The sequence below is a fragment of the Nocardia sp. CC201C genome (assembly GCF_030010695.1).
GTDB lineage: Bacteria > Actinomycetota > Actinomycetes > Mycobacteriales > Mycobacteriaceae > Nocardia > Nocardia otitidiscaviarum.
Map to the genome: position 1 here is coordinate 1 of NZ_JASCXP010000349.1, position 8,036 is coordinate 8,036.

3 protein-coding genes are annotated in these 8,036 nt (G+C 69.9%); all 3 read left to right on the plus strand.

From position 1 onward, the window contains the following. Positions 1-131: 131 nt before the first annotated feature. The 3 genes from QK444_RS27880 (at position 132) to QK444_RS27890 (ending at position 8,024) form a co-directional block, all read left to right on the plus strand. Entirely contained in the window at positions 132-5,384 is a 5,253-nt protein-coding gene (locus tag QK444_RS27880) for a non-ribosomal peptide synthetase (protein WP_282785122.1), read from the plus strand. Positions 5,385-5,616: 232 nt separating this feature from the next. Beyond that, positions 5,617-6,612, plus strand: coding sequence for an alpha/beta hydrolase family protein (locus tag QK444_RS27885; protein ID WP_282785123.1), 996 nt, complete (start codon positions 5,617-5,619; stop codon positions 6,610-6,612). 173 nt (positions 6,613-6,785) lie between these two features. Further along, the gene (locus tag QK444_RS27890) at positions 6,786-8,024 is read left to right on the plus strand and encodes an Nramp family divalent metal transporter (RefSeq protein WP_282785124.1); all 1,239 of its coding nucleotides are present in this window, start codon (positions 6,786-6,788) and stop codon (positions 8,022-8,024) included. The last annotated feature ends 12 nt before the right edge of the window (positions 8,025-8,036 follow it).

The window sequence follows — 8,036 nt, forward strand, 5'->3', positions numbered from 1 at the left end:
TCCCCCTCCGCGCAGCCCTTTTCCACATTCACACAGGCGACTCGGGCATCCACACGGGTGACTCGGGCGTCCACCCAAGCGACTCGGGTGACCACGCGGGTGGCCCGGGCTTCGACACCGGCGACCCGCGCATCCACGCGGGCGAGCCCGTTGTCCACACCGGCGACCCTGGCACCCTCGCAACCGATCCCGAGTACGTCCTGGTCTTCGTCGCCCACCACATCAGCGCCGACGGCTGGTCCATGGGCCCCCTCACCCGCGACGTCATGCTGGCCTACGCCGCCCGCTCCCACGGCGACGCCCCCGCCTGGACCCCGCTCCCGGTGCAGTACGCCGACTACACCCTGTGGCAGCGCGAGGTGCTCGGCTCGGAAGACGACCCACAGAGCCTCATCGCCGCCCAAACCGACTACTGGCGTACCGAACTGGCCGATCTGCCGGACGAGATCAACCTCCCGTCCGATCGCCCGCGCCCGCCGGTGGCCTCCTTCCGCGGCGGCACGGTGAGCTTCCCGATCAGCGCCGAGATCCAGGCGGGCCTGCGGGAGATCGCGCGCGAGCGCAACGCCACCATGTTCATGGTGGTGCACACCGCGCTGGCGGTGTTCCTGTCCCGCCTGTCGGGCACCTCGGATATCGCCATCGGCACCCCGGTGGCCGGTCGTGGCGAGGCCGAACTCGACGATGTGATCGGCATGTTCGTCAACACCCTGGTGCTGCGCACCCGGGTGGCCGGTGAGCTGACCTTCGACGAGCTGCTCGCCGAGGTCAAGGACACCGATCTGCGCGCGTTCGCGCACGCCGACCTGCCGTTCGAACGTCTCGTCGAGGTGCTCAACCCGGAGCGCAATACCGCCCGCAACCCGCTGTTCCAGGTGATGCTGGCCTTCCAGAACCTGCACGACAGCAGCTTCGACCTGCCCGGCCTGCGCATCACCCCGCTCGAATCCGATGCGCAGACATCGCAGTTCGATCTGGCGCTGGCCCTGCGGGAGACCGGTGAGGCCGGTATCTACGCCGTATTCACCTACGCGCGTGACCTTTTCGACGAGTCCACGGTGGAGGTGTTCGCGCAACGCTTCACCGCGCTGCTCGCGGAGCTCACCACCCGCCGCGACACCCCCGTCGGCGATCTGCCGCTGCTGGATCCGGTCGAGTACGAACTGCTCACCCACGTGCACGGCGACGATGTCATGGCTACCGGCCTGCTGCCCGACCTGCTCACCGCGGGACTGCGGCACGGCCGTGACCGCATCGCCGTGCGCTGGCGCGGCAACTCCATCTCCTACGGTGATCTCGACGAGTACTCGTCGCGGCTGGCACGCCTGCTCATCGACCGCGGCGTGGGGCCGGAAAAGCTGGTGGCCGTGGCCTTCCCGCGTTCACTCGGCATGGTGATGGCGGTGCTGGCCATCAGCAAGGCCGGTGGCGCGCACGTACCCATCGACCCGACCTACCCGGCGGACCGGGTGCGGCACATGATCACCGATTCCGGTGCCATGCTCGGCCTGACCTCCAAGGCGTACGCCGATATCCTGCCCACCGAGGCGGATTGGCTGGTCATGGACGACCCGGCCACCGATCAGCTGGTGTCGCTGCGGTCCAACGCGCCGGTGACCGACGCGGATCGCCGTGCGCCGCTGCGGATGCGGCATCCGGCGTACATGATCTACACCTCCGGTTCCACCGGCAGGCCCAAGGGCGTCGTGGTGACGCACGCGGGTGTGGGCGGTCTCGCCGACTACGCCACCTCGCGGTACGACCTGCATCCGGATCACCGGATGCTGCACATCTGCTCGCCCAGCTTCGATCCGTCGGTGCTGGAGTGGGTGTGCGCCTTCTACACGGGCGCGACACTGGTGATCGTGCCCTCGGAGATCATGGGCGGCCCGGAACTGGCCGACCTCATGCGGGCCGAGCAGGTCACCCACGCCATCATCACCCCGGCCGTGCTCGGCACCATGGACCCCGACGGACTCGAACAGCTCGAAATGCTGTCCGTCGGCGGCGATGTCACCACCCCGGAACTGCTGGCCAAGTGGCAGCCGGGCCGCGTGTACCACAATGCGTACGGCCCCACCGAGACCACCATCATCTCGTCCTACGCGCAGTTGACGCCGGGTCGGCACATCACCATCGGCACGCCGGTGCACGGCATGTCGGCGCTGGTGCTCGACGCCCGCCTGCATCCGGTACCGCCGGGCGTCGCGGGTGAGCTGTACCTGGCGGGCGGTGCGCTGGCGCGCGGCTACCACAACCGTCCCGGGCTGTCCGCCGAGCGGTTCGTCGCGAACCCCTGGGGCGCACCGGGTTCGCGCATGTACCGCACCGGCGACGTGGTGCGCTGGTACGCCGAACCGCAGGATCGCAGTGGCAACCGCGCGCTGCCGTCCATCCAGTGGGAGCTGGATTACGTGGGGCGCAGCGACTTCCAGGTCAAGATCCGCGGCTTCCGCATCGAACTCGGCGAGATCGACGCGGTGCTCGCCAGCCACCCGGATGTCGACTTCGCGGTCACCCTGGGCCGTGCGAACAGTGCGGGCGTCACCATGCTGGTGTCCTATGTGCGCGGGAAGTCCGACCGGGCTGTCGATCCCGACGCGCTCACCGATTTCGCCGCGCACAGCCTGCCCCCGCACATGGTGCCCGCGGCTGTCGTGGTGCTCGACGAGGTGCCGTTGACGCCGGTCGGCAAGCTGGACCGCGCCGCGCTGCCGGAACCCGTCCTGGCGCAACGGGAGTACCGCGCCCCGGGCACACCGCTGGAGGAGGCGGTGGCAGCCGCCTTCGCCGAGGTGCTGGGAGTGGAGCGGGTCGGTGCGGACGACGATTTCTTCGCGCTCGGCGGCAATTCGCTGCTGGCCACCCGAGTCGTCATCGACCTGCACGAGCGCACCGGGGCGCGGATCGCGGTGGCGGCCTTCTTCGGCGACGCCACCGTCTCCGGTCTGGCCCGGCAACTGGGCATCCTGCTGGAGTCCGAGCAGGACGCCGAGGCAGCCGTGGCGGCTGCCCTCGCGGTGGTGCTGCCGCTGCGTGCCGAAGGGCAGCGACCGCCGCTGTTCGTGCTGCATCCGCTGGGCGGATTGTCGTGGTGCTATTCGGGATTCACCCGCCACCTGCCCGTGGAGCAGCCGATTCTGGGCATCCAGACCCCGGCGCTCACCGAGCCGGACTACGCGCCGGAATCGCTGGCCGATATCGCGGATCGCTATACGGCGGAGATCCGGCGGGCGCAGCCCGAGGGGCCGTACCGACTGCTGGGCTGGTCGCTGGGCGGCACGCTCGCCCACGCCGTGGCCACGCGCCTGCAGGGTGCGGGCGAACGGGTGGACCTGCTGGCCATCCTGGACGGGTATCCGCGCGTGGACGACACCGATTTCAGGTCGGCCGTCCGGGAGACGTTCACCAGCCTCGGCGTCGCCGTCGACGACCTGCCGGACACCGGCAATCTGACCGAGCTCGGCGACGCGGCGCTGGCCGCGCTGCACGCCTCCATCGCCGGAGAGCTGGCGGCCATGACGCCGGAGCGGCTGCGGCACATCTACCAGGTCGCCATGCGCAGCGTGGAATTGGCCGACGTGGAGCCCACCGAGATGTTCCGCGGCAATCTCCAGTTCTTCACCGCCACCGTCGACCGCACCGAAACCATGCGGCAGTGGACGGCGGCGGACTGGCAGCCCTACGTCTCCGGCCGGATCGTCGACCACGCGATCGACGTGCCGCACGAACAGATGACCGGTGACGAGGCGCTCGCGGTCATCGGCCCGCGCATCGCCGAACTGCTGGACGCAGCCGAGGACGCGTGTGCGCCGCACCGGGAGCCGACGGACGCCGTGGCGGCGCGAGACGGCGAGGCGATCGCGATGGGCGCGGATGACGGGCTCACACCCGCATCGGACGACGCGGGGCGCGATCCCGACGCGAAGGCAGGCGAGGCCGTCGGCGACGTCGAACCGGGTCGCCGGTCGACCGAGTCGGGCTACCTGACCGGCGCGTCGGACAGCGGCGTGATCGGTTCACCATTCGGTCCGGCGGTACCCGTGGACGCGATGGCGGTGTCGGGCGGGGGCGGCGACACCGACGCGCCATCCGGTCCCGTGGAGGTGTCGCCGCTGCCGCCGGGGGCGGTGGATGTGCTCGCCGCCGAACCGTCCGGGCTCGTCATTCGCGTCATCACGCTCGATATCGCCGCCGACTGCCCGCCCTGGCGGGTGCGGCAGTCCGTGGTCGCGCTGTTCGAACGGCACCCGGGGCTGCGGACCCGGCTGCGCCGGGACGCGGACGGCCTGAGCCTCGAGTACCCGGACGCCGATCCGGAGGACGCGGTGGTGTGGCGGTTCGACTGGGCGGGGGAGACCTCCGGCGATCTCGTCGACAGCGTCATCCGTGCCGCCGCCGCGGAACTGGATCCCGACAAGGGGCGCAATGTCCGCTTCGTGCTGCTCGACGCCAAGGAGGTGGACCCCGTCGCCGAGACCGTCGACGAGGCGGCCGCCACGCTGGTGGTGATCGCCAACGGGCTGGTCGTGGACGACACCTCGTGGCGCACCATCATCGAGGAGCTCACCGCGTCCTGGTCCGGCGGCCACGCCACGCCACCCGCCGCCGTCGCACATCCGGCGGGCCTCGCCCGGGAGTTGGCGCGCCGCGCCGACCACCCGGACATCGTGGCCGAACTGCCGTGGTGGCTCGATGCCCTGGAGGCCGGGCCGATCACCGATGCCGACCCCGCGGGGGGACGCGGGCGGATCACGGTGACCATCACCGCGGAGGGCGCGGGTGCGGTCGACACCGTGGCCCGGCGCTACCAGGCCACCATCGACGAGGTATTGCTCACCGCGCTGGCCGTCACCCTGCCCGCCCTCGACGGCATGGCCGAGCTGCTCGGCTCGGTGGTCCGGCTGCCCGCCGACGGCCGCCTGTTCGGCGACCCCGACGCCCAGCGCGCCATCGGTGCCTTCACCACCAGCTACCCGCTGCCGCTGCGGCTGAACGCGGTGGACTTCGACGAGATCCGCCAGGGCGGCCCGGTCGCCGGAAGTGTGATTCAACACGTCCGTGACATGTGCCGGACGGTGCCGTCGCAGGGGGTGGGTTTCGGCCTGCTGCGCCACCTCGGCGCGGCCGCACCGGAACTCGCGGGCGCGGCGGGCCGGATCGGATTCCGCTACCGGGATCTGCGACCGGCCCGCGTACACCCCGAAACCGCCGCGCCCGACCTGCACCTGGACATCACCGTCGACACCACCCAGGACGGATTCATCGCACGATTCGACTACGCCGGAGCCGTGTTGTCCTTGGACCAGGTGAAGGGTTTGGTGGAAGGTTGGGTACAGGCACTGGGCGGGCTAGCCGAGCACGGCCGGGCATCGAATACGTAACATTGACCCCTGTTGTGGCGACTGCATAGGCCGTATGGTCTGTCGAAGTGCTCTGGCCACGGTGTGGAGGCCGTCGGGAGATCCCCGACGGTCGGGGTGGTCGCCAGGACTCGAATTGAAGCGAAGGTGTGAAACATTGATTCGTCGATCTGTCCGGAACGGGGTTGCCGTCGGCCGTCGCCGCGGCGCGCGTGCTGCCGCGCTCATCGCGGCCACCGCCGTACTCACCGGTCTGACCGCCGGCATCGGCACGCAGAGCGCTGTCGCTGACCCGATCATCGACAACAAGAAGCTGCTCGCCGATCCCGTGGCCCCCGACGGGTCCAGGATCACCAAGGCCGAGATGAAGGACGAGCGGAACATCCGCCTCTACGTCTACTCGGCCGCCATGGACGCCACCTATCCGGTCGATGTGCAGCGGCCCGCCGACACCTCGGAACCGCGCCCGACCCTCTACCTGCTCAATGGCGCGGGTGGCGGGCAGGACGACGCCTCCTGGCAGAAGAAGACCGATATCGTCAACGGCTTCCTCGGCGACAAGAACGTCAACGTGGTCCAGCCCATCGGCGGCAAGTGGTCGTACTACACCGACTGGCAGCAGCCCGACCCGAATCTGGGCGTCAACAAGTGGACCACCTTCTTCACCGAGGAGCTGCCGCCGCTCATCGACGCCGCCCTCGGCACCAACGGCATCAATGCCATCGCGGGCATCTCCACCTCCGGCACCACCGTCCTGCAGCTACCCGAGAAGGCCCCGGGCCTGTACAAGGCCGCCGCCGCCTACTCCGGCTGCGCCCAGTTCGCCGATCCGGTCGGCCGTGAGTTCATGCGCCTGACCGTCGAGGTCTGGGGCGGCGGCGAGATGGAGAACATGTACGGTCCGCCGGACTCGCCCGCCTGGGTCGAGAACGATCCGGTCGTCAACGCCGACAAGCTGCGCGGCGTGGAGCTGTACATCTCCACCGGCAACGGCCTGCCCGGCCAGTACGACACGCTGAACGGCGAGTACGCGCTGCCCGGTGCGTACGGTCTGGCCAACCAGCTCATCATCGGCGGCGCGATCGAGGCGGGCACCCAGTACTGCACCGCCAACCTGAAGAACAAGCTGGATTCGCTGGGTATCCCGGCGACCTACAACTTCCGCAACTCCGGCACCCACTCGTGGGGCTACTGGAACGACGAGTTCAAGAACTCGTGGCCGGTGCTGGCCCGCGGCCTGGGGCTGTAGGCGGTAGCCGATCCGAGGCTCGACGCCCCGTCCGCACTGTTGGTGCGGGCGGGGCGTTTTCGTGGGGCGCCGATCGATTTCACCTGGAAACAGGGAGATTGGTCTCTTTCTCGGGGGCTCGCTGAACGATAAGTTCGGTAACCCATAAACTTTGTTTTGTGAGCACTACCGTATTGGCCGACCCGCCGCGTTCCGCATGGCAGCGGGCGCGGTCCGCGGCGGTACTGCTCGGTCCGGCCTTCGTCGCCGCCATCGCCTATGTGGACCCCGGCAATGTCGCCTCGAATATCAGCGCGGGCGCGCAATTCGGCTATCTGCTGGTGTGGGTCATCGTCATGGCGAATGTCATGGCCGCGCTGGTGCAATTCCTCAGCGCCAAACTCGGGTTGGTGACCGGCATGTCGCTGCCCGAGGCGGTGCGCGCCAAGGCCGGCCGCCCGATCCGGCTGTCGTACTGGGCACAGGCCGAGACCGTCGCCATGGCCACCGATCTCGCCGAGGTGGTGGGCGGTGCCATCGCGCTGAACCTGCTCTTCGGCCTGCCGCTGCTACTGGGCGGTGTGATCACCGGACTGGTGTCGCTGGCCCTGCTGGCCGTGCAGAACCGGCGCGGGCAGCGGCCCTTCGAACGGATCGTCACCGGCATGCTGGCCGTCATCGCGGTGGGATTCCTGGCCAGCGTGGTGATCGCGCCGCCGTCGGCGTCGGGCACCCTGGGCGGCCTGGTCCCGCGATTCGACGGCACCGAGAGCGTGCTGCTGGCCGCCGCCATGATCGGCGCGACCGTCATGCCGCACGCGGTGTACCTGCACTCCGGACTGGCCCGCGACCGGCACGGCAGCCCCGAACCCGGTCCGCTGCGCGCTCGACTGCTGAAGATCACCAAGGTCGATGTGGGCCTGGCCATGGTGCTGGCGGGCACGGTGAACATGGCCATGCTGCTCATGGCCGCCCAGACCCTGCGCGGGCGCGAGGGCATCGACACCATCGAGGCCGCCCACGGGGCGGTGCGCGACGTGCTCGGCCCGGGCGCGGCGCTGCTGCTGGCCATCGGGCTGCTCGCCTCCGGCCTGGCCTCCACCTCGGTGGGCGCGTACGCGGGCGCGATGATCATGGACGGGCTGCTGCATCGCACGGTGCCGCTGCTGGTGCGCCGCGTGGTGACCCTCGTTCCGGCGCTCGCCATCCTGGCCGTCGGCTTCGACCCCACCCGGGCACTCATCGTCTCGCAGGTGGTGCTGTCCTTCGGCATCCCCTTCGCCCTGATCCCCCTGGTGCGCTTCACCAGCGACCGCGCGCTCATGGGCGAGGACGTCAACCATCGGTTCACCACCGGGCTGGCCTGGCTGGTTGCGGGCATCATCTCGGCGCTGAACGTGGCGCTGATCTATCTCACGGTCACCGGAGGGTGACCGTGTCCCACG